The sequence below is a fragment of the Acidimicrobiales bacterium genome (assembly GCA_035533095.1).
Taxonomy (GTDB): domain Bacteria; phylum Actinomycetota; class Acidimicrobiia; order Acidimicrobiales; family Palsa-688; genus DATLUM01.
On the sequence record DATLUM010000138.1, the window covers coordinates 17,134 to 34,985 of the forward strand.

Here is a 17,852-nt window from a genome sequence, read left to right on the forward strand (position 1 = left end):
GGCCCTTCTCGACAGCTCAGTTCACCAGGCCGGTCCCGGCGCGCACGGCTATGTATATGGCGACGGCGACCAACACGGCTGCGAAGTACCGCAGGCTGCGTTCGGGGTCGAGCCCGCTTCCCAACCGCTTGCCGGACACGACTCCCGCGACAGCGGCGACCGTGAAGGGCAGGGCGACCCGCCAGTCGATGCCGGTGGTGGCCACCCGGGTCACCAGAGCGCTGGCCGAGTTGATGGCGATGACGAGCAGGGATGTCCCGATCGCGTCGGGCATGTTCAGGCCGAGCAGGAGGGTGAGGGCGGGTACTATCACGAAGCCTCCGCCGACACCGAACAGCCCCGTGACGACCCCGATGCCAGTGCCGGCGGCCAGCACGGCGGCGGCGACCTTGGCGTCGACACGGTGGCGAAGTGCAACTCGCAGGCCCCCGCCCTCCTGGCCCGGCGGCACCGGGCGGGTCAGTGCCCGGCTCTCCCCGGCACGCGTGCAGGTCGGGCAGCCCACGAGCATCCGCCACGCCGCCACCAGCACCATCACGCTGAAAGCGAGGAGAAGGGCGTTGGGGTCGAGGTGGCGGTTCAGGACGCTGCCCGCGACAGACCCGCCGACCCCGGCGAGACCGAAGGCCACCCCCATGCCGACCCGAACCCGTCCTACCCGGTGGTGAGCGACCATCCCCACGACCGCGGCGGCGCCGACCACCAGGAGGCTGGTGGCGGTCGCAGCGCGAGCGCCTTCGCCGGCGGCGTACACGAGGACGGGCACCGCGAGTACCGAGCCGCCTGCTCCGAGGGCCCCCAGCGACAGGCCGATCAGGAAACCGAGTGGGGAGGCTATAAGCGCTCGCACCGCTCAAACCCTGGGGCCGGCGACCGGAAGCCCCGCCGACGCCCACGCGTCGAAGCCGCCGAGCAGGTCGGCGACGGTGGCGAAACCCTCCGATCGGAGCAACGACGCGGCCATGGAGGAGCGGCTACCTGACGCGCACACGACCACGACGTCGCGCCCAGGGTCGAGCTCGCCCAGCCGGTCGCGTAGCACTGCGAGCGGCACCGCCTTCGATCCGGGGATCATCCCGCCCTGTAGCTCGGAGGAGTTGCGCACGTCGAGCACCTGCAGGTCTGGATCCGCGGACATCCACTCGGCGAGGTCCGCGTTGGGGAGGCGCCTGGCGCGGCTGGACATGCCGGGATGGTCCGCCAGCACCACTTCGATTGCGGGGAGGTGCCCGACGACGTTGTCGCAGCCGACCCGCGCGAGCCTCGTCCTGGCCTCGGCCTCCCTGCCGGCGTCGGTCACCACGACGACCGGCCGTCCCGGCTCCACCAGGGCGCCGGCGTACTCGGCGAAGCGCCCGTCGAGGTCGACGTTGACCGACCCTTCGAGGTGCCCCGAACTGAAGGCCTGTGGCGATCGGGCGTCGACCACCACCGCGCCGAGCCGCTGGTGTTCGCTGACCTCCTCGATTGACAGCGACGGGGGAAGCTCGCTGTCGTCGTGCAGAACGTGGTGGCGGCGGTTGGTGGAAGCGGCGAAAGCGAAGTACGCGGGGACGGTCGGCTGGTCGCCGGCAACCGCGGCTACGAACGCTTCCTCGCCGATCGGGGCCAGCGCGTAGTTGGTCCTGCGTTGCTCGCCGATGGTGGAGCTGGGATCCGACGACATGGCCCGCCCGCACGACGATCCCGCGCCGTGGGCGGGGAAGACCCGGGTCGCCTCGGGGAGCGTCAGTAGCTTCTCGTGCAGCGAGCGGTACAGCTGCCGTGCCAGAGCTTCCGGGGAGATCCCCGCGGATGCCAGCAGGTCCGGCCGGCCGACGTCACCGATGAACAGGGTGTCCCCGGTCAGCACGGCCCACGGGTCGCCGGCGCCTCCGTTCTCCCAGACGACGAGCGAGATCGATTCAGGAGTATGGCCGGGGGTGGCGCGTACCTCCAGTACGACATCTCCCAGCAGCAGCCGCTGCCCGTCGGCAAGGGGCTCGATCGGGAATTCCGTCTCGGCTCCGGGGCCGTACGAGATGACGGCCCCCGTCGCGCGGGCCAACTCCAAATGGCCGGAGACGAAATCGGCGTGGAAGTGGGTTTCGATCACCCGCTCGATCTTCAGGCCGCTCGCGGCGGCTTCTTCGAGGTAGATGCCGATGTCTCGCTGCGGGTCGATCACCACGGCCCGCCCGGTGGTCGTGTCGCCGATCATGTAGCTGTAGAGCGACAGGCATCCAAGCTCGTACTGGCGGAAGAACACGTTCCTCTCCTCGATGAGGTCAGCCGGCGCGGATGGCTCGGCGGCGGTCCAACTCGTCGCTCATGATCGCCCGCAGGACGTCGATGGCCTCGACGACCCTGGGGTCGCGCAGCGCGTAGATCACCCTGTTGGCCTCGCGCTGAGGCTCGACGAGGCCCCGGTCGCGCAGAAGGCCCAGATGCTGCGAGACGTTCGACGGCGACACCTCCAGGAGCTCCGCGAGCTCACCCACCGCACGGGGTTGCTCGGCCAGCGCGTAGAGGATCATCAGCCGCTTCGGGTCCGACAACGCGCGGCATACCCCCGCAGTCAGCTCCTCCAGCTCCTCCCGTAACCGGGTATCGAACCGTACGGTCACCGGCCCTCCTTCGTCAACCACATCCAAGAAACCTCATCCCCAAAAACCGAAATCCAAGTATATTCGTATCTACGAATATAGGGAACAACCTAGTCCAGGGGCTTGTTCCCTACACATGTCCGAGTTCCCACCCGTGACCGAGAGAGAGGAACACCCGATGCAGTACGGCAAGAGCGTCAGGTTGAAGGTCGCCTTCACAGAGGCGGTGCCCAGGGTCAAGGAGGCATTCGCCGCCCAGGGCTTCGGGACACTCACCGAGATCGACGTGCGCGCAACCCTGCAGGCGAAGCTGGGTGCGGAGATCGAGCCGTACGTGATCCTCGGCGCGTGCAACCCTCAACTCGCCCAGCGGGCCCTGGACGTGACACGCGACATCGGTCTCCTGCTGCCCTGCAACGTCGTGGTCCGCGAGGAGGACGGCGGCGTTGTGGTCCAGGCGCTCGACCCCTCGATCATCGCAACGGTCCCAGGCATCGCCGAGCTCGAACCCATCGCCGCGGAAGCCGCCCGTCGCATCGACGCAGCGCTCGCCACATTGGAGGAAACGCGATGACCAACAAAATCGTGGCCTGCCCGTCCTGCGACGTCCGCAATCGGGTCCCCGGTGCGGCGTCCGGTGTCCCCCGGTGCGCGTCCTGCCACAGCCCGCTTCCTTGGCTGGTGGAGGCCACCGATTCTGACTTCGACGCCGCCAGTCACGCCCCTGTGCCCGTCCTGGTGGACCTGTGGGCGCCGTGGTGCGGACCCTGCCACATGGTCTCCCCGGCCGTCGAGCGTGCCGCGCTGGAACTCGCCGGGCAGCTGAAGGTGGTCAAGGTCGACGTGGACCGAGCCCCGGGTATCTCCACGCGGCTGGGAGTGCAAGGCATCCCGACCCTTCTCGTGCTCGAGGGGGGTGAGGAGGTCGCCCGCCAGGTCGGAGCGGTACCCGAGAACCACCTCCTGGCGTGGATCCGGTCCTTCACCGCGGCTCCCGCGTCCAAGGTCGGGTCCTGACGGCATGCCCGCCACCCGACGCTCCGCCGGTGCCCGGCGGCCATACCTAAGCGCCGTGAACAACCTGGACCCCGAACCCCGCCCTGCCGGCGGCGAAGCGGATGTCGCGCACCACAGCGGCTGGATGCCGCGGCTGGGAGCTTGGGCCGCAACACACCTGAGGGCGGTCCTGCTGATCTGGGCCGTGGTCATCGTGGCGTTCGGTTTCTTCGCCCCGAAGGTTCAGTCCGCGCTCGCCGGCGCCGGCTGGCAGGACTCGACCAGCCAGTCCGTCGCTGCTCGCAACGTCATCCAGCGTGACTTCTCCGGTCTGGGCGCCAGCGCGCTGCAGGTCGTCGTCGTCGACCACCAAAGACCGATCGCCACCGACCCGGCCGCCCGGGCGGTCGTCGCCCATGTGACGGCCTTGTTGCGCGGCGATTCACGGATCTCCACGGTCGTCGCCCCCCAGCCGGGACTGTCTCTGTCGGCTGACGGGCGCACCGGGATCATCACCGCCGGGGCTGCCGCCGACACCAACGCGATGGTCAAGGCGGCCGAGCAACTCGCCGGGCCCGTCACCCGGGCGGGGAACGCATCGGTCAGCGCGACGTTGACGGGCGACAGCGCCCTGTGGGCAAACTTCAACACCGCCAACCACTCGGCCATGATGCGCTCGGAGTTGCTGTCCTGGCCGGTCACCTTGGCCATCCTGGCCGTGGCATTCGGCAGCCTTGTCGCCGCCGGCCTCCCCCTCATGCTCACCATGGCCGGGCTGCTCGTCGCCGCCGGGGCCCTGGTCCTCGCCGACAAGGTGGCACCGGTCTCCATCTGGGCGTTGAACTTCGCCTTGATGTTCGCCCTCGCCTTGGGCATCGACTACGCCCTGTTCGTGGTGGTCCGCTTCCGATCCGCCCTGCATCGACGCGGCGCCGTCCCAGGGGACCGCTCGGCCACGGTCGAATCGATCGCCGAGACGATGGCCACCGCCGGCAAGGCCGTTGCCTTCTCCGCTCTGACGGTACTGGCCTCACTGGCGGCGATACTGCTGGTACCCAGCCCCGCCTTCCGTTCCATGGCCCTGGGCATCATGGTGGCCGTGGTGGCCGTGCTGGCCGCGACCTTGACCCTCCTACCGGCGGTCCTGGGCCGGCTGGGCACCAGAATCGACGCCGGGCGGATCCGGCTTCGCCGCGGTTCCGCGGCCGCCGGCCATGTCCACGGCCACCAACTCGAACAGCGCCTCCACGCCTGGGGCCGGGCCGTCTGGCGCCACCCCATCCCCGCCGCGCTCGGCGCCCTCGTCGTGCTGGCGCTGGCCGCGGCCCCCGTCATCGGCCTTCGCACCTCGATGCCATCGATAACCATCATCCCCGCGTCGGCCAATGCCCGCATCGGCTACGACCAGGTCACCCAGGCGTTTGGGCCCGGAGCGCCCGGCACGCTTCAGGTACTGGTCCCCGCCGCCCAACAGAGCGCCGCCTTGCACAGCCTGCAAGGCGCACCCGGCGTCGCCGCCGTTGTCCCCGGACCCAGCGCCGCGGGCTGGACCCTCGACCAGGTGGTGCCGGTAAGCGGACCGTCGACCGCAGAGACCGGCGCGACCATCGACCGCGTGCGGCACCTGCTTCCGGCCGGCAGCCTGGTCGGGGGTGCCGCCGCCGAGAACCACGACCTGCAACACGCGCTGGCGAGCCGCACCCCGCTCGTGTTCGGCGTGCTCGCCGGGATGGGATTCCTCCTGCTGCTCGTTGCCCTGGGCGCGCCGCTGGTCGCCGCGGCCGGGGTGGCCGTCACCGGGCTGTCGGTCGCCGGCGCCTTCGGCGTCGCCAGGCTCATCTTCCAAGACGGACACCTCTCCGGGCTGCTCAGCTTCACCCCCCAGGGATTCGTCGACGCATGGGGCCCGTTGTTCTTCGGGGCCATGGTCTTCGGGGTCGCCATGGACTACACCCTGTTCCTTCTGTCCGCGGCCAAGGAACGCTACGAGACCCATCCCGACGCGGAGCACGCAATGACCGGCTCGGTCGGCACGTCCGGGCGTGTGGTGCTCTCCGCGGCGGCGGTCATGATCGCGGTGTTCTTGACCTTCGCCCTCTCCGGCCCACTCGCGCCCAAGGAGATGGGGGTGATCCTGGCTGTAGCCGTGGCCCTGGACGCATTCGTGGCCCGGCTGGTCCTGCTGCCCGTCCTGCTCCGATTCGGCGGCCACCGCATCTGGCACCGCCCCGCGTGGCTGAACGCAGTACTACCCCATGTGCACTTTTCCCACTGAGCCTGCCAACTCGGCCAGTAAGGACCGGACCCGTCGGTCGATGTCGGCGACGATGGGCCGCACCAGTTCGATCGGCAGGCCGGCGGGGTCTTGGAGTTCCCAGTCGAGGTAGCGCTTGCCGGGGAAGATGGGGCAGGTGTCGCCGCATCCCATGGTGACCACGACATCGGCAGCTTCGGCGTCGCCGTCGGTGAGGGGTTTCGGGAACTCTTTCGAAGTGTCGAGCCCGCGTTCTTGCAGCACGGCGACGACGGACGGGTTGAGCTGTGCGCCAGGTTCGGAGCCGGCGGAGCGGACCTCGACGCGGCCTCGGGCGTAGTGGTCGAGCAGCACCTTCGCTGCCAGGCTGCGGCCAGAGTTGTGGATGCACAGGAACAGCACCACGGGCTTGCGGGTCACCTGACTTCCTTTGCTCGGGGGGTGGAGAGCTCTGGGTACAAGCGCCTGCGGGCCCACAATGCGACGTATACCAGCCCCACCAGGACTGGGACTTCGATGAGCGGACCGACGACGCCGGCCAGGGCTTCGCCGCTGGTCACGCCGAACACACCGATGGCGACTGCGATGGCCAGCTCGAAGTTGTTTCCGGCCGCGGTGAACGCCAGGGTGGCGGTGCGTTCGTAGCCGAGGCCGATGCGCCGGCCGAGCATGAACGATCCGAACCACATGACGGCGAAGTAGGCCAGCAGTGGCAGTGCGATGCGGGCGACGTCCTCGGGGCGGGAGGTGATGGTGTGGCCCTGGAGGGCGAAGAGGATGACGATGGTGTAGAGCAGGCCGTAGAGGGCGAAGGGGCCGAGCCGGGGCAGCAGCACGCTCTCGTACCATTCCCGTCCTCTGGTGCGCTCTCCGATGGTGCGCGTGAGGAAGCCCGCGACGAGAGGCACTCCCAAGAAAATGGCCACCGTCTCGGCGATACGGCCGATCGACAGATGAAGCCCGACCGTCGACAGGCCCAGCCACCCGGGGAGGACTTTCAGGTAGAAGTAGCCGAGAACCGAGAACATCACGATCTGGAACAGCGAGTTCAGCGCGACGAGCACGGCGGCGGCTTCGCGGTCGCCGCAGGAGAGGTCGTTCCAGATGAGGACCATCGCGATGCAGCGAGCCAGGCCGACGATGATCAGACCGGTGCGGTAAGCGGGTTGGTCGGGGAGCATCAGCCAGGCAAAGGCGAACATCACTGCCGGGCCGACAAGCCAGTTGAGCACCAGGGACGAGATCAGCATCGGCCGGTCTTGGGTGACCGAGCCGATCTGGCCGTAGCGGACCTTGGCCAGCACCGGGTACATCATCACGAGCAGTCCGATGAAGATGGGCAGCGACGTACCGGAGGTGACCTGGATGGCGTTGAGATGCGTGTTCAGGCTCGGTATCGCCCGGCCCAGGCCGATGCCGGCGGCCATGGCAAGGATGATCCACACCGGCAGGAAGCGGTCCACGAACGACAGCCGGGCGATGACGGGCCGGTCGTCGTCGGGCACCGGCCCGGCTGTCAGAACGTCACCCAAGGCTCATCTCCGCCGGTTCTCTCACGAGCCGGCAGAAGCGTTCAGCAGCACGAGCCGCGCTGGCTGGTCGACAGACCGACCGGTTCGGGTCGGGTGGTGCAGCATGCGGATTCGCCGGGCGCGGCGGAGCGCAGCTGTCCCGCCGGCATCTCGGTGTCGGCCAGCACGGTGTAGATCTCCCACGGCTCTCCGCTAGGGCCGTCCACCCACACCTTGTCCTGCACGGCGTAGCAGCATGCTGTTTGCTCCTCCACCGCAGTTGCCAGGCCCTCTCCGGCCAGGCGGGCCTCGGCGGCGGCCACCAGCTCGGTGGTCTCCACCTCGACGCCCAGGTGGTTCAGGGAACCGGGGGTCTGGTTGGGGTCTTCGATGAGGACCAGCTTGAGGGGCGGGTCAGCGATTGCGAAGTTGGCGTAGCCGTCCCTGACCTTGGCCGGCTCGGTGGCGAAGAGCTTCGAGTAGAAGGCCACGGCCTCGTCGATATCGGCGACGTTCAAGGCGAGTTGGACACGAGACACGCTGACCTCCGAGGTAACATTGACAAACATCGATGCTTCGATAATGATCGATGCAATCACAGTTGTCAATGGGAGACACATGGCAAAGACGGCCGTAGCAGCCAGAGCCGCCGTGGCAGACGCGACCAGCGCCGTGTGCTGCCCTTCGGTACTGGCCGCCCCCTTGGACCTCGACGACGCCCAGGAACTGTCCCGCGGGTTCGGCGCTCTGGGAGACCCGGTGCGCCTGCGGGTCCTGTCGATGCTGGCAGCCGCCCCGCAGGGCGAGATCTGCGTCTGCGACTTCGTCGGACCGCTCGGCAAGACCCAGGGGACTGTGTCACACCACCTCAGGATCCTTGCCGAGGCGGGCCTCGTGCACGGCGACCGGCGAGGTAGGTGGGTGTGGTACTCCCTCGACCGCGACCGGTTGGCCACCTTGAAAGGCGCCCTCGAAGCCTGAGCACAGCACACGGTGCGGCGGTTCACCGCGGTTGCCATAGCTAAGGGCCGAACTACCCTACGCCGCTCTAGGTGAGCGTTCCTACGGTGGTTGGCGTGACCGAGAACCACGCCCCGTCGGGGTTGGCCCAGGTGCAAAGATGAGAGGAAGCGCTATGACGAGCGTGATCGAAGTCGCGGCGCCGTCTGCCGTAGGGCGGACGACCAACAAGATGTCGATCGTGATGTTCAGCGGCACGGCCGACAAGTTCATTCCGCTCGGTGTCCTCGCGCAGGCCGGCGCAGCCATGGGCATGGAGGTGGAGATCTTCGTGACCGGTTTCGCCTTGCGGGCTTTCACCAAGGAGCACCCGCAGCTGCCGTTCCCGGCCGAGTTCGCGGAGATGGCACCCGCGCTCGCACAGGGCATGGAGGCAAGCCATGTCGCGAGCTGGGACGCCATGATGCGCCAGGCCAAGCACCTGGGTGCCAAGGTGCATGTTTGCTCGATGATGTGCGGGGTGATGGGGCTCACCCTCGACGACTTCGACGCCGAGCTGGTCGACGACATGGTGGGTGCTGCCACGTTCGTGCAGTCGGCCGAGGGAAGCGAGACCTTCTTCATCTGATCCCGGGCTTCATCTGATCCCGTGCGTGGGCACGGGCGAACCGATCGGAGGATCGCGATGGAACAGACGGCAACGACGACCCTGGTTGACTCGCGGGGTTCCGCGTGCCCGGGGCCCATCACCGACCTGGCCCTCGCCTACAGGCGCTCAAAGGTCGGGGACGTGATCGAGCTGTGGGCGACCGACCCCGGTGTCAAGCCGGACGTGCGGGCCTGGGCGGCCAAGACCGGCAACCAGGTCATGTCGATCGAGGACCACGACGGCAAAATCGTCGTCGTGGTGCAGATCACCAAGCGCTGACATGACAAAACAGGTCCTGATCATCGGCGGCGGCGCCGGCGCCACCATCCTCGCCAACAGCTTGAACAAGCGGGACTTCGAGACGACGGTGGTGAGCGCGTCGGCGCAGCACCTGTTCCAGCCGGCGCTTCTCTACATCGCCTTCTCGAACGCCAGCGCCAAGGTGACCCGTGACGAGCGGTCACTGCTTGCGCGCCATGTTCGCTTCGTCCACGACGCTGTGACGCACGTAGACCTGAACCGCCAGGTCGCCACCACGGCAGGCGGAGCTCACCTCGAATACGACTACGTCGTGCTGGCGACAGGGATGAGCCCGGACCTGTCGTCGATCCCAGGCCTGAGCGAGGTCGACGACCGCTACGGCGACTACCACTCCTCCGTCGCCCAAGCCCAGAAACTGTGGCGCAACCTCGACAACTTCGAGGGTGGCACCATCGCCTTGGGCCAGAGCTTCCCGATCATCAAGTGCCCACCGTCTCCGCTGGAAGGGATCCTGCTGGCGGACCGGCTGCTGCGCCGGCGTGGCCTGAGGGAAAAGAGCCACCTGGTGTATTTCACCCCATACCCGCGGCCCTACCCGGCGGCGCCAATGAGCGAACTGATCGAACCGATCCTGAAAGACCGGGGGATCGAGGTGTTCACCTTCTTCGACGTGGACCGGATTGACCCGGCCACCCAGACGATCCACTCCATCGAGGGAGACCAGATCCACTACGACCTGCCGATAGTCATCCCGCCCTTCGGCGGTGCCAAGGTCACCTTCGAGCCGCCCGAGGTCGTCGACGCGGACCGTTTCGTCATCGTCGACAAACAGACGCTCCGGGTCAAGGGCACCGACAGCGCGTTCGCCATCGGCGATGGCTCCAACGTGCCCACCTCCAAAGCCGGCGTGGGAGCGCACCTGGAGGCGAAGGTGGTCGCCCGGACCCTTGCCGGACACGCGGCGACCTTCGACGGGCGTACGAACTGCCCCTTCGACCTCGGTGACGGACGCGGAACGTTCGTGGTCGGATCATTCGACGCCCCCGTGGTCAAGGCGGCGCCCAGCCGGCTCAAGCACTTCATGAAGATGGCCTTCGCGCGGATCTACTGGCTCAGCCTGCGCGGGACGCTCGAGCCCATCTTTTCCGCCTACTTCGCGCTCACCCGGCCGGCGCGCCGACCGGCAGAGCCGCAGGCGCGGGTCTGAGCTGGTTGTGGCAGCGGGAAGTGCTTTCAGGCCGGGGCGGGTGCGTCGATTGCCTGCGCGACTCCTTGGAGGGTCTCCTGGTCCGAGGACATGGCGAAGGTGTCGCTGATCCACGCGCCTGCGTGTTCATCGTGGATGAAGCGGGGGTTTCCGTCGTCGAGTTGCAGCGCAGTGTCGAGGAGCCCGGCTCGGGCCAAGGCCTCGAATGGTTCGGGGTCGTAGCCTTTGGCGGCGAAGACCGCCTTGATCTCGTCCAACGCCAAGGTTGACTCGCTCCAGCGGGCTGCACAGGCGGCGATCTCATCCGCTCGGTTACCCCCGGCCAGGTAGCGCATGGTCTCCTGGTCGGCCATCACCAGGCCGGCGACTTCCCACAGCCGACCGGACCAGTGCTCTTCGGCGTCGATCAGTCCCAGGCTGCTTGGGTAGACCTGGCCGCTCGAAGAGGCGTGGCGGGCCAGGGCGGCTTGGAGGCCTTCTACGCTCGGTTCGATCACTGCGCACCTTCCTTCATTGTTTGCCAGCTGCTGAAAACCGTTGCTCGCTACTGAACCGCGCTGCGAGGGGCCGTGAGCAGAGCCCAACGGCCCGAATCCTGCGGGTCTTCCGGCATCACTGAGCGTGGTGCGCCGACTCGGACGTTGTCGGCGGGCTTGCGGCCCAGGCGAAGTGGGTCAAGAAGTGGGCTAAGAAGTGTCTCCCGTGGATGTCACGATTGGGGCGGTCGCAGCGGCGGTGGTGGCGACGGCCGTCGGTGCGACCGTGCAGGGGTCCCTCGGGTTTGGCATGAACCTCGTGAGCGTCCCGGTACTTGCTCTGGTGCTGCCGAAGGCACTGCCGGTGACGGTGATCGTGCTCGGCATTCCGGTCTCGATCGGAATGCTCCGCTACGAACGCCACGCCGTCGACCGGGCCGGCGTCGGGTGGATCATCTCCGGTCGCGTCCCCGGCACCGTCATCGGCGCGTGGGTCGTCGCCACAGTGTCGACGACGATCCTGCAGGCGCTCGCCGGCGCCATCGTGCTGGCTCTCGTGGTGGCGAGTGTGGCGATACCACCGTTGCGGATGCGGCGCAGCACTCAGTTCGCGGCCGGGCTGGTATCGGGCGTGACAGGGACATCGGCCGGCATCGGCGGCCCCCCGCTGGCCCTGCTCTACCAGCATCATCCCGGACCGACCATGCGGTCGACGTTGGCTGCCGCGTTCACCTTCGGCACCGTGCTCTCGCTTGTCACGCTCGGTGCTGCACGACAGGTCGACCTGGGCCAGGTGCTGCTCGGTGTGGGTCTCGCTCCGGTGGTCGTGGCTGGTTCGGTCGCCGGTCGCCGGTTGCACGGGTTCCTCGACCGCGGGTGGTTGCGCCCGGGGGTGCTCGTCTTCGCCGGGATCACAGCCGTGAGCGCGCTGGTGCACGCCCTCATCGGTCATGCGTAAAGGGTATTTGGGCCCTGTCCGGTCGCGCCCGACCAGATGCTCAATGGTCGTGCATGACCGAGATAGTGGTGGACCACCTGTCCAAGGACTTTGGGCCGGTGCGGGCCGTCGACGACCTGACATTCGCGGTGCCGTCCGGGGAGGTCACGGGCTTTCTCGGACCGAACGGAGCCGGCAAGACCACCACGCTGCGATGCTTGCTCGGGCTGATTGCGCCCACGTCCGGCAAGGCCCTCATCGCCGGCGCCCGTTACAGCGATCTGGCCGAACCGGCCCGAACGGTGGGCGCCGCGTTGGAGGCATCGAGCTTCCACCCCGGGCGTACGGCCCGGAATCATCTGCGGGTACTGTGCGCAGCGGCGGGGCTCCCGGATCGAAGGGCTGAAGAAGTCCTCGACCTGACGGGTCTGACCAGTGACGCTGACCGGCGGGTCGGGGGCTACTCGACGGGGATGCGGCAACGGCTGGCGCTGTCCGCTGCTCTGCTCGGTGACCCCGGCTACCTGGTACTGGACGAACCGGCAACCGGTCTCGATCCGGCCGGTATCAGCTGGCTGCGCGAGCTCCTCGAGTACATGGCGCACGACCTCGGCAAGACGGTCCTTGTATCCAGCCATCTGCTGGCCGAGATGGAACACACCGCCGACAGGGTCGTGATCATCACCGGCGGCCGGCTGGTGAAGCAGGGGCAGCTGGAGGACATCATCAACGCTGCAGGGGCGGGAGTCCGGGTGCGGACCCCCTCAGCGACGCGAATGAGCGAGGTGCTTCGCGACGCGGGCCTGTCCGGTGAACTGCGCGGAGAAGAGCTGTTCGTCCCGAGCACCACTGCCGAACGCGTTGGGCACCTGGCCTATGTCAACGGCATCGAACTGTCCGGGCTAGCGGAACGACCCGCCGACCTCGAAGCTGTCTTCCTCCAGCTCACCAACTCGGACCATCATCAGGAGCCGGCTTCCGAACGACCGGCAGCAGTCACGAGCGGGCGTCCATGACCAGGCTGATCCGCGCCGAGGTACGAAAGCTGCTCACCACCCGAATGCTTCTGGGTCTCACCCTCGGCGGGATCGTATTGGTTGCGTTCTACGTGGTGGTGATCGTGTTCACCGCTGGCAACAACCAAGCGGGCACCAACGCGTTGAGGAGTCTCTCGGATCCGGGCTCGCTCCGGGCCGTGTACGGCGTTCCCTTCGAGATCGGCTACCTGATGCCACTGATAATGGGCGTGATCCTGATCAGCGGGGAGTTTCGTCACAAGACCATCACCCCGACGCTTCTGGTAGCCCCGCGACGCTCGCGCGTGCTCACAGCAAAAGCAGTAGTCGCCGCCGGCACCGGGTTGGCCATGGGGCTCGTGTACACAGCCATCGCTGCTGCACTCGGCGCTGTGCTGATCGCGGCCCGCGGGTATCCGGTGCACATCGGTTCCTACGGCATACCCCGCATGCTGGTGCTGATGGTCCTCGGCCTCGCCGTTTGGGCAGTCTTCGGGTTGGGGTTCGGGGCGCTGCTCAAGAACCAGACCGCGGCCGTCCTCGCCGCACTGGCCATCGTGACCATCGTCGAAGGACTCCTGGAACTCTTCCTGCGATGGGCGCACCTGGGATGGGCCGCCAAGGTTCTGCCCTCGGCGGCATCGAGTGCGATGGTCCAAGCCTCGAACGTCAAGGCTGCCAACATCCTGCCCTGGTGGGGCGGGGCGCTAACCCTTCTCGCCTGGGGTGTGCTGATGGTTGTACTCGGTGCAGTCTTCACGATGCGCCGCGACGTGACCTGAACTCGACACGGGAATGCTTCGCGTCGCCCAATACGGCCGCTCGCCCTGGGTCGTCAGGCCTGGTCTCTCGCGTGGGTCCCGGAGTGACCCGCTTGCACGAAGGTGATCGTGTAGCGATCCCGTGGCTAGGCAGGGCGTGTGGGGCGTGTGGGGCGTGTGGGGCGTGTGAGGCGTGTGAGGCGTGCCGCGTCGATCTGGCAGAGACCTTCGAGCTTCACGCCGACGGCCGCACCCACATCGTCCGGGAATCACGCAAGCTCGAGGACGTCAACGAATCGATCGGCCAGGTCGAAAGGGGTGAGATCGAGGGCCGGATCGTCTTTGATCTTCGCTGAAGGCAGCCAGCCGTTGAAGCCGGCCGCTGCAGTCTTGCTATCGCTGCCAGAGGAGGCTGCGGCGGCGGCACGGGGAACGGGGGCGGCGTCGGCTCGGGCGGCGGTAGCGGTTCGGGCGGCGGTAGCGGTTCGGGCGGGGGTAGCGGTTCGGGCGGTGGGGTCGGCTCCGGCGGTGGGTTAGGTGGCGTCGGAGTCATGCGGCGGGCCTTTGCGTCCCGTGGAGGTGATCCAGGAACCAGCTCCTCGCCAGATCGGAGGCTTCGCCGAGTGTTCCGGGCTCCTCGAACAGGTGGGTGGCGCCCGGCACGACTGCGAGACGGTTCTCGCATGCCAGCCGGGACTGGGCATCCCGGTTGAGGCGGAGAACCTCAGTGTCGCTGCCTCCCACGATGAGAAGCGTGGGAGCACGAACCAGGCCCAAACGCGAGCCGGCCAGGTCTGGCCGGCCTCCGCGCGACACCACGGCGGCGATCTCCGTACCGGGCTGGGCCGCGGCCCACAAAGCGGCGGCGGCACCGGTGCTCGCTCCGAAGTACCCGATCGGAAGCCGATCGGTATCTGGATGATCTCGCACCCAGGCGGTTGCTTCGACGAGACGCCCGGCCAACAGTTCGATGTCGAACACGTTGCGCCGGTCGGCCTCCTCCGACACCGTGAGCAGGTCGAAGAGCAACGTAGCCAGCCGCGCTTGGTTGAGCCGGGCTGCGACGAACCGGTTGCGAGGGCTGTGGCGGCTGCTGCCGCTGCCGTGAGCGAAGACCACGATGCCGGCAGGGTCGTCCGGCATGGTGAGATCGCCTTGTAGGGTCACGTTCCCGGTGTCGATGTCGACGCTGGACGTTGTCTCGACGAGGGGGGCGCCGGCCTGGTGGCTGCTGCGATCGCCGGGTCCGGCTTGCGCTGCCTTCTCCAGCAACTCGACGACTTCGTGGTCGGACGTTTGACTGAAGTCTCTGTACCACTGGCCCACTGCCCAGAGGTCGTGCGGGGTTTGCAGACATACCACTTCTGCCTCGTGACTCAGGTCGGCCACGGCCTCGGGACTGGCGACCGGGACCGCCAGGATGACCCGCTCGGCACCTCGGGCTTTGGCCGCTCGGCACGCGGCGCGGGCGGTGGAACCGGTGGCCATCCCGTCGTCGACGACCACCGCGATGCGGCCTTGGAGTGGGACGGCAGGCCGGCCGCGACGCAGGACATCGGCCCGCTGAACCACCGCTCCGCTTTCTCTCTCCGCGACGGCGGACAGCTCGGTCGTGCTGATGTCAGCCATGCGGACCACCTGGTCGTTGATGACCCGCACGCCCCCCTCGGCTACGGCCCCCATTCCGAGCTCGGGCTGGAACGGCACGCCCAGCTTGCGAACCACGATCACGTCCAGTGGGGCGTGCAAGGCCGAGGCTACCTGGAAGGCGACCGGCACCCCGCCGCGGGGGAGGCCCAGTACGACGACGTCCTGGCCTTGAAGGAACATCAGCTGATCGGCAAGTCGCCGTCCGGCATCGACCCGGTTGCGAAAAGCCACGGCAAGCCTCCTTCCTCACCCTCCTGATCTTCCGCCTCCTTCCCGGCGATTGCCAGAGGCAAAAGTCAGGGAATTTGCACGGGCAGCCCTCCGAACCGGCGGTACGCCATCCAGAGGGGTCTTTTGGCCCTGGATCCTCGGGGCCCTCGCCGCACATCCTGGAATCCGTACGAATTGTCGCGTAACGGTCCGAGGAAGGTCGGCGAGGTGTCGTTTGCCGGGTTGATATTGCACAACATCACGGTGAGGAAACTGCGCCTGGCGCTCACGGCCCTGGCCGTCGCCATCGGTGTTCTCACGGTGGTGTCGCTTGGTGTCGTCACCCACAGCCTGGAGTCCAGCGACCTCGCGTTGCTCAAGACCGGGCAAGCGGATTTCACGATCGCCCAGAAGGGTGTCGCGGACCTGCTCTCCAGCAGCATCGACGGCGCGTCTGTCGCGCGTGTGAAGTTGGTGCCCGGTGTGGCCGGCGTGACGGGCGTGTTGATAGGCACGGCAAAGCTCAACTCCGACAACCCGCAGTTCCTGGAGATCGGGATCAACCCGTCGCAGCTCAGCGCCTTCGGCGTCACGGTCGTGGCGGGAAGTCCGTTCCAGGCGCAGGCGGCGAACCAGCTGATGTTGGGATGGAAGGCCGCGCAGAGTCTCGGGCTGCACGTGGGTGACACCATCACCCTTGACAAGAACGTCTTCAAAGTGGTCGGCATCTACTCGACGGGGCAGTCCCTCGGGGACACGGGCGCGATGCTCCCGTTGGCGTGGTTCCAGACCTACCAGCGCCAACCAGACCAGTACACCCTGCTTTTCGTGCAGATCGCGCCGGGAAGCTCGGTGACGGCTGTGCAGAGCCGGGTTGACCGTGAATTCCCGCAGCTCGTGTCGATACGGACCCTCCAGCAGTTCGGCAGGGCGGATCGCAGCCTCTCGCTGATCCTGGCTGCTGATCGGGGAGCCACGGTGCTCGCAGTAATCATCGGGGCGATCGTGGTGATGAGCGCCATGACGATGAGCTTCATCGAACGAACCCGCGAATTCGGGGTGCTCAGCGCTCTGGGATGGACCCGCCGCAGGGTCGGCAGCATGATCATGTCGGAGGCGCTGTTGATCGGGCTGATCGGCGTGGCCGGTGGGCTCGCGCTTGCGGTGCTGGCCGTCCTGGGAATCCAGCATCTGCCGAGCTTGAGGGGCGTGCTGCACCCGGACTACACGGTCGGGGTGTTCGGCCGGGCTCTGTACACCGCCGCTGCCATGGTCGTCCTCGGTGGGCTCGCCCCGGCTTTCCGTGCCGCTTTGTCGAGGCCATTGGAGGCGCTTCGCCATGAGTGATCTGCGTACGCAGGCGTCCCAGCGATCAGCCGAAGGTGCCGCGCTCGGCGATGGCTCACTCGGGACCCCAGCGGTGGAGATGTCGCAGGTGTGCAAGTACTTCGACGGTGGGCTGGTGAAGGCGCTCGACGGGCTGACGCTGCGGGTCGAACGCGGCGAGTGCGTTGCGGTCACAGGACCTTCCGGCTGCGGGAAATCGACCATGCTCCATCTGATTGCCGCGCTCGACAGCCCGACCTCCGGAACGATCCGGGTCAGCGGCATCGACCTGTCGGAGGAGCGCGACCTGGCCGGATACCGCCGAGGGCACCTGGGTCTGGTGTTCCAGCTGCACAACCTTCTCCCTCAGCTCAGCGCGCGGCAGAACGTAGAGGTCGCGATGTTCGGAACCGGCATGAACCGGCATCAGCGCTCCGCTCGTGCCCGGCTCTTGCTGGCGGACGTGGATCTGGAGGGGATGGAGTCGAGACCCCCTACGAGACTTTCGGGCGGGGAGCGCCAGCGGGTCGCGATAGCGAGGGCGCTGTCCAACGAACCCGACCTGTTGCTAGCCGACGAACCGACCGGAAACCTCGACGAGCGTTCCGTCGACCGCGTTCTCGACATGTTCCGCCGGCTGCGTTCCGAGAGGCCTGCCATGACGATGATCATCGTCACCCACGATCCCCGCGTCGCTGCCTCCGCCGACCGGACGGTCCGCCTCCGGGATGGGCGGGTCGACCAGCACTCAGCTATCTGAACCGGGGAGGGGCCCGGTCCGAGAGGATCAGGTTCGAACCTTTCAGCCCGATGTCAGGGCGATCAGCGCCCGGTGGACGTCCTGCGACGCCTCGCCCAGGACCACAGAATCCTCGCTGCCATGGCTGACGGCGTCTGTCCACAGCTCGTCCAGTTCCATGCCTGCCTGCTCCAACGAGTCGACGATCGAACTCATGTTCAACCGATCGTGCCTGCTATCACGAGATGTCTGCAGCATGAGGTGACGTTAGTCATGCCCCAGGTTGGACCGGTAGGGTCGAAAGTCCTTATACG

The 17,852-nt window shown here is 67.5% G+C and carries 22 protein-coding genes; 13 read left to right on the forward strand and 9 right to left on the reverse strand.

Annotated elements, in window-relative coordinates; translation table 11 throughout:
- Positions 1 to 16: 16 nt before the first annotated feature.
- From VNF71_16180 to VNF71_16190, 3 genes are read right to left on the reverse strand one after another with little or no spacing between them, the layout of a single operon-like run.
- Positions 17 to 850, reverse strand: coding sequence for a sulfite exporter TauE/SafE family protein (locus VNF71_16180; GenBank protein HVA76093.1), 834 nt, complete (start codon positions 848 to 850; stop codon positions 17 to 19).
- 3 nt (positions 851 to 853) lie between these two features.
- Positions 854 to 2,248: an MBL fold metallo-hydrolase gene (locus VNF71_16185; protein HVA76094.1), complete on the reverse strand. Its 1,395-nt coding sequence runs from the start codon at positions 2,246 to 2,248 to the stop codon at positions 854 to 856.
- 19 nt (positions 2,249 to 2,267) lie between these two features.
- The gene (locus VNF71_16190) at positions 2,268 to 2,606 is read right to left on the reverse strand and encodes a metalloregulator ArsR/SmtB family transcription factor (protein ID HVA76095.1); all 339 of its coding nucleotides are present in this window, start codon (positions 2,604 to 2,606) and stop codon (positions 2,268 to 2,270) included.
- Between the two features lie 133 nt (positions 2,607 to 2,739).
- Here VNF71_16190 and VNF71_16195 point away from each other — a divergent pair, with 133 nt between their 5' ends.
- Genes VNF71_16195 through VNF71_16205 form a run of 3 tightly spaced genes read left to right on the forward strand, consistent with a single transcriptional unit; the run spans position 2,740 to position 5,856 of the window.
- Entirely contained in the window at positions 2,740 to 3,159 is a 420-nt protein-coding gene (locus tag VNF71_16195; protein HVA76096.1) for a DUF302 domain-containing protein, read from the forward strand.
- A complete protein-coding gene (gene trxA, locus VNF71_16200; GenBank protein ID HVA76097.1) occupies positions 3,156 to 3,602 on the forward strand; it encodes a thioredoxin in 447 nt (148 codons plus the stop codon). The genes VNF71_16195 and trxA overlap by 4 nt, the downstream gene beginning before the upstream one ends.
- A gap of 55 nt (positions 3,603 to 3,657) precedes the next feature.
- A complete protein-coding gene (locus tag VNF71_16205; GenBank protein HVA76098.1) occupies positions 3,658 to 5,856 on the forward strand; it encodes an MMPL family transporter in 2,199 nt (732 codons plus the stop codon).
- Here the strand turns inward: VNF71_16205 and VNF71_16210 are convergent.
- The 3 genes from VNF71_16210 to VNF71_16220 are packed head-to-tail and all read right to left on the reverse strand — an operon-like array spanning position 5,830 to position 7,915.
- Positions 5,830 to 6,255, reverse strand: coding sequence for an arsenate reductase ArsC (locus tag VNF71_16210; protein ID HVA76099.1), 426 nt, complete (start codon positions 6,253 to 6,255; stop codon positions 5,830 to 5,832). The two genes, VNF71_16205 and VNF71_16210, sit on opposite strands and share 27 nt — an antisense overlap.
- Entirely contained in the window at positions 6,252 to 7,367 is a 1,116-nt protein-coding gene (arsB, locus tag VNF71_16215; GenBank protein HVA76100.1) for an ACR3 family arsenite efflux transporter, read from the reverse strand. Before arsB ends, VNF71_16210 begins: the two co-directional genes overlap by 4 nt.
- 41 nt (positions 7,368 to 7,408) lie before the next feature.
- Positions 7,409 to 7,915 (reverse strand): ArsI/CadI family heavy metal resistance metalloenzyme, encoded by a 507-nt coding sequence (locus tag VNF71_16220; GenBank protein HVA76101.1) that lies wholly within the window; start codon positions 7,913 to 7,915, stop codon positions 7,409 to 7,411.
- 49 nt (positions 7,916 to 7,964) lie between these two features.
- Here VNF71_16220 and VNF71_16225 point away from each other — a divergent pair, with 49 nt between their 5' ends.
- The 4 genes from VNF71_16225 to VNF71_16240 all read left to right on the forward strand — a co-directional run bounded on the left by VNF71_16225 (position 7,965) and on the right by VNF71_16240 (position 10,423).
- Positions 7,965 to 8,327: a metalloregulator ArsR/SmtB family transcription factor gene (locus tag VNF71_16225; protein HVA76102.1), complete on the forward strand. Its 363-nt coding sequence runs from the start codon at positions 7,965 to 7,967 to the stop codon at positions 8,325 to 8,327.
- A 154-nt stretch (positions 8,328 to 8,481) separates the two neighbouring features.
- Positions 8,482 to 8,934: a DsrE/DsrF/DrsH-like family protein gene (locus VNF71_16230; GenBank protein ID HVA76103.1), complete on the forward strand. Its 453-nt coding sequence runs from the start codon at positions 8,482 to 8,484 to the stop codon at positions 8,932 to 8,934.
- 57 nt (positions 8,935 to 8,991) lie between these two features.
- Positions 8,992 to 9,234 carry a sulfurtransferase TusA family protein gene (locus tag VNF71_16235; protein HVA76104.1) on the forward strand — a complete coding sequence of 81 codons (243 nt, stop codon included), beginning with the start codon at positions 8,992 to 8,994 and terminating at the stop codon, positions 9,232 to 9,234.
- 1 nt (position 9,235) lies between these two features.
- A complete protein-coding gene (locus VNF71_16240; protein ID HVA76105.1) occupies positions 9,236 to 10,423 on the forward strand; it encodes an FAD-dependent oxidoreductase in 1,188 nt (395 codons plus the stop codon).
- Positions 10,424 to 10,449: 26 nt separating this feature from the next.
- On the opposite strand, the gene VNF71_16245 is transcribed toward VNF71_16240, so the two are convergent.
- Positions 10,450 to 10,920: a hypothetical protein gene (locus tag VNF71_16245; GenBank protein ID HVA76106.1), complete on the reverse strand. Its 471-nt coding sequence runs from the start codon at positions 10,918 to 10,920 to the stop codon at positions 10,450 to 10,452.
- A 205-nt stretch (positions 10,921 to 11,125) separates the two neighbouring features.
- Between VNF71_16245 and VNF71_16250 the strand changes: the two genes are divergently transcribed.
- The 4 genes from VNF71_16250 to VNF71_16265 are packed head-to-tail and all read left to right on the forward strand — an operon-like array spanning position 11,126 to position 13,969.
- Positions 11,126 to 11,857 (forward strand): sulfite exporter TauE/SafE family protein, encoded by a 732-nt coding sequence (locus VNF71_16250; GenBank protein ID HVA76107.1) that lies wholly within the window; start codon positions 11,126 to 11,128, stop codon positions 11,855 to 11,857.
- Positions 11,858 to 11,910: 53 nt separating this feature from the next.
- Entirely contained in the window at positions 11,911 to 12,852 is a 942-nt protein-coding gene (locus tag VNF71_16255) for an ATP-binding cassette domain-containing protein (GenBank protein ID HVA76108.1), read from the forward strand.
- Entirely contained in the window at positions 12,849 to 13,634 is a 786-nt protein-coding gene (locus VNF71_16260) for an ABC transporter permease subunit (GenBank protein ID HVA76109.1), read from the forward strand. The genes VNF71_16255 and VNF71_16260 overlap by 4 nt, the downstream gene beginning before the upstream one ends.
- On the forward strand, positions 13,547 to 13,969 hold the full coding sequence (locus VNF71_16265) for an alcohol dehydrogenase catalytic domain-containing protein (protein ID HVA76110.1): 423 nt from the start codon (positions 13,547 to 13,549) through the stop codon (positions 13,967 to 13,969). The genes VNF71_16260 and VNF71_16265 overlap by 88 nt, the downstream gene beginning before the upstream one ends.
- Positions 13,970 to 14,162: 193 nt before the next feature.
- On the opposite strand, the gene VNF71_16270 is transcribed toward VNF71_16265, so the two are convergent.
- A complete protein-coding gene (locus tag VNF71_16270; protein HVA76111.1) occupies positions 14,163 to 15,494 on the reverse strand; it encodes a phosphoribosyltransferase family protein in 1,332 nt (443 codons plus the stop codon).
- 174 nt (positions 15,495 to 15,668) lie between these two features.
- On the opposite strand from VNF71_16270, the gene VNF71_16275 reads away from it, so the two are divergent.
- Both VNF71_16275 and VNF71_16280 read left to right on the forward strand, forming a co-directional pair.
- On the forward strand, positions 15,669 to 16,820 hold the full coding sequence (locus VNF71_16275; protein ID HVA76112.1) for an ABC transporter permease: 1,152 nt from the start codon (positions 15,669 to 15,671) through the stop codon (positions 16,818 to 16,820).
- On the forward strand, positions 16,813 to 17,559 hold the full coding sequence (locus VNF71_16280) for an ABC transporter ATP-binding protein (GenBank protein ID HVA76113.1): 747 nt from the start codon (positions 16,813 to 16,815) through the stop codon (positions 17,557 to 17,559). Before VNF71_16275 ends, VNF71_16280 begins: the two co-directional genes overlap by 8 nt.
- Before the next feature lie 42 nt (positions 17,560 to 17,601).
- On the opposite strand, the gene VNF71_16285 is transcribed toward VNF71_16280, so the two are convergent.
- Positions 17,602 to 17,754: a hypothetical protein gene (locus VNF71_16285; protein HVA76114.1), complete on the reverse strand. Its 153-nt coding sequence runs from the start codon at positions 17,752 to 17,754 to the stop codon at positions 17,602 to 17,604.
- Between the last annotated feature and the right edge of the window lie 98 nt (positions 17,755 to 17,852).

Bases quoted from the DNA above. Each gene is read 5' to 3' on its own strand.
- trxA (HVA76097.1), top strand. From the start codon at position 3,156: ATGACCAACAAAATCGTGGCCTGCCCGTCCTGCGACGTCCGCAATCGG.
- VNF71_16220 (HVA76101.1), bottom strand. From the start codon at position 7,915: ATGTTTGTCAATGTTACCTCGGAGGTCAGCGTGTCTCGTGTCCAACTC.
- VNF71_16225 (HVA76102.1), top strand. From the start codon at position 7,965: ATGGCAAAGACGGCCGTAGCAGCCAGAGCCGCCGTGGCAGACGCGACC.
- VNF71_16230 (HVA76103.1), top strand. From the start codon at position 8,482: ATGACGAGCGTGATCGAAGTCGCGGCGCCGTCTGCCGTAGGGCGGACG.
- VNF71_16235 (HVA76104.1), top strand. From the start codon at position 8,992: ATGGAACAGACGGCAACGACGACCCTGGTTGACTCGCGGGGTTCCGCG.
- VNF71_16240 (HVA76105.1), top strand. From the start codon at position 9,236: ATGACAAAACAGGTCCTGATCATCGGCGGCGGCGCCGGCGCCACCATC.
- VNF71_16255 (HVA76108.1), top strand. From the start codon at position 11,911: ATGACCGAGATAGTGGTGGACCACCTGTCCAAGGACTTTGGGCCGGTG.
- VNF71_16260 (HVA76109.1), top strand. From the start codon at position 12,849: ATGACCAGGCTGATCCGCGCCGAGGTACGAAAGCTGCTCACCACCCGA.
- VNF71_16280 (HVA76113.1), top strand. From the start codon at position 16,813: ATGAGTGATCTGCGTACGCAGGCGTCCCAGCGATCAGCCGAAGGTGCC.
- VNF71_16285 (HVA76114.1), bottom strand. From the start codon at position 17,754: ATGAGTTCGATCGTCGACTCGTTGGAGCAGGCAGGCATGGAACTGGAC.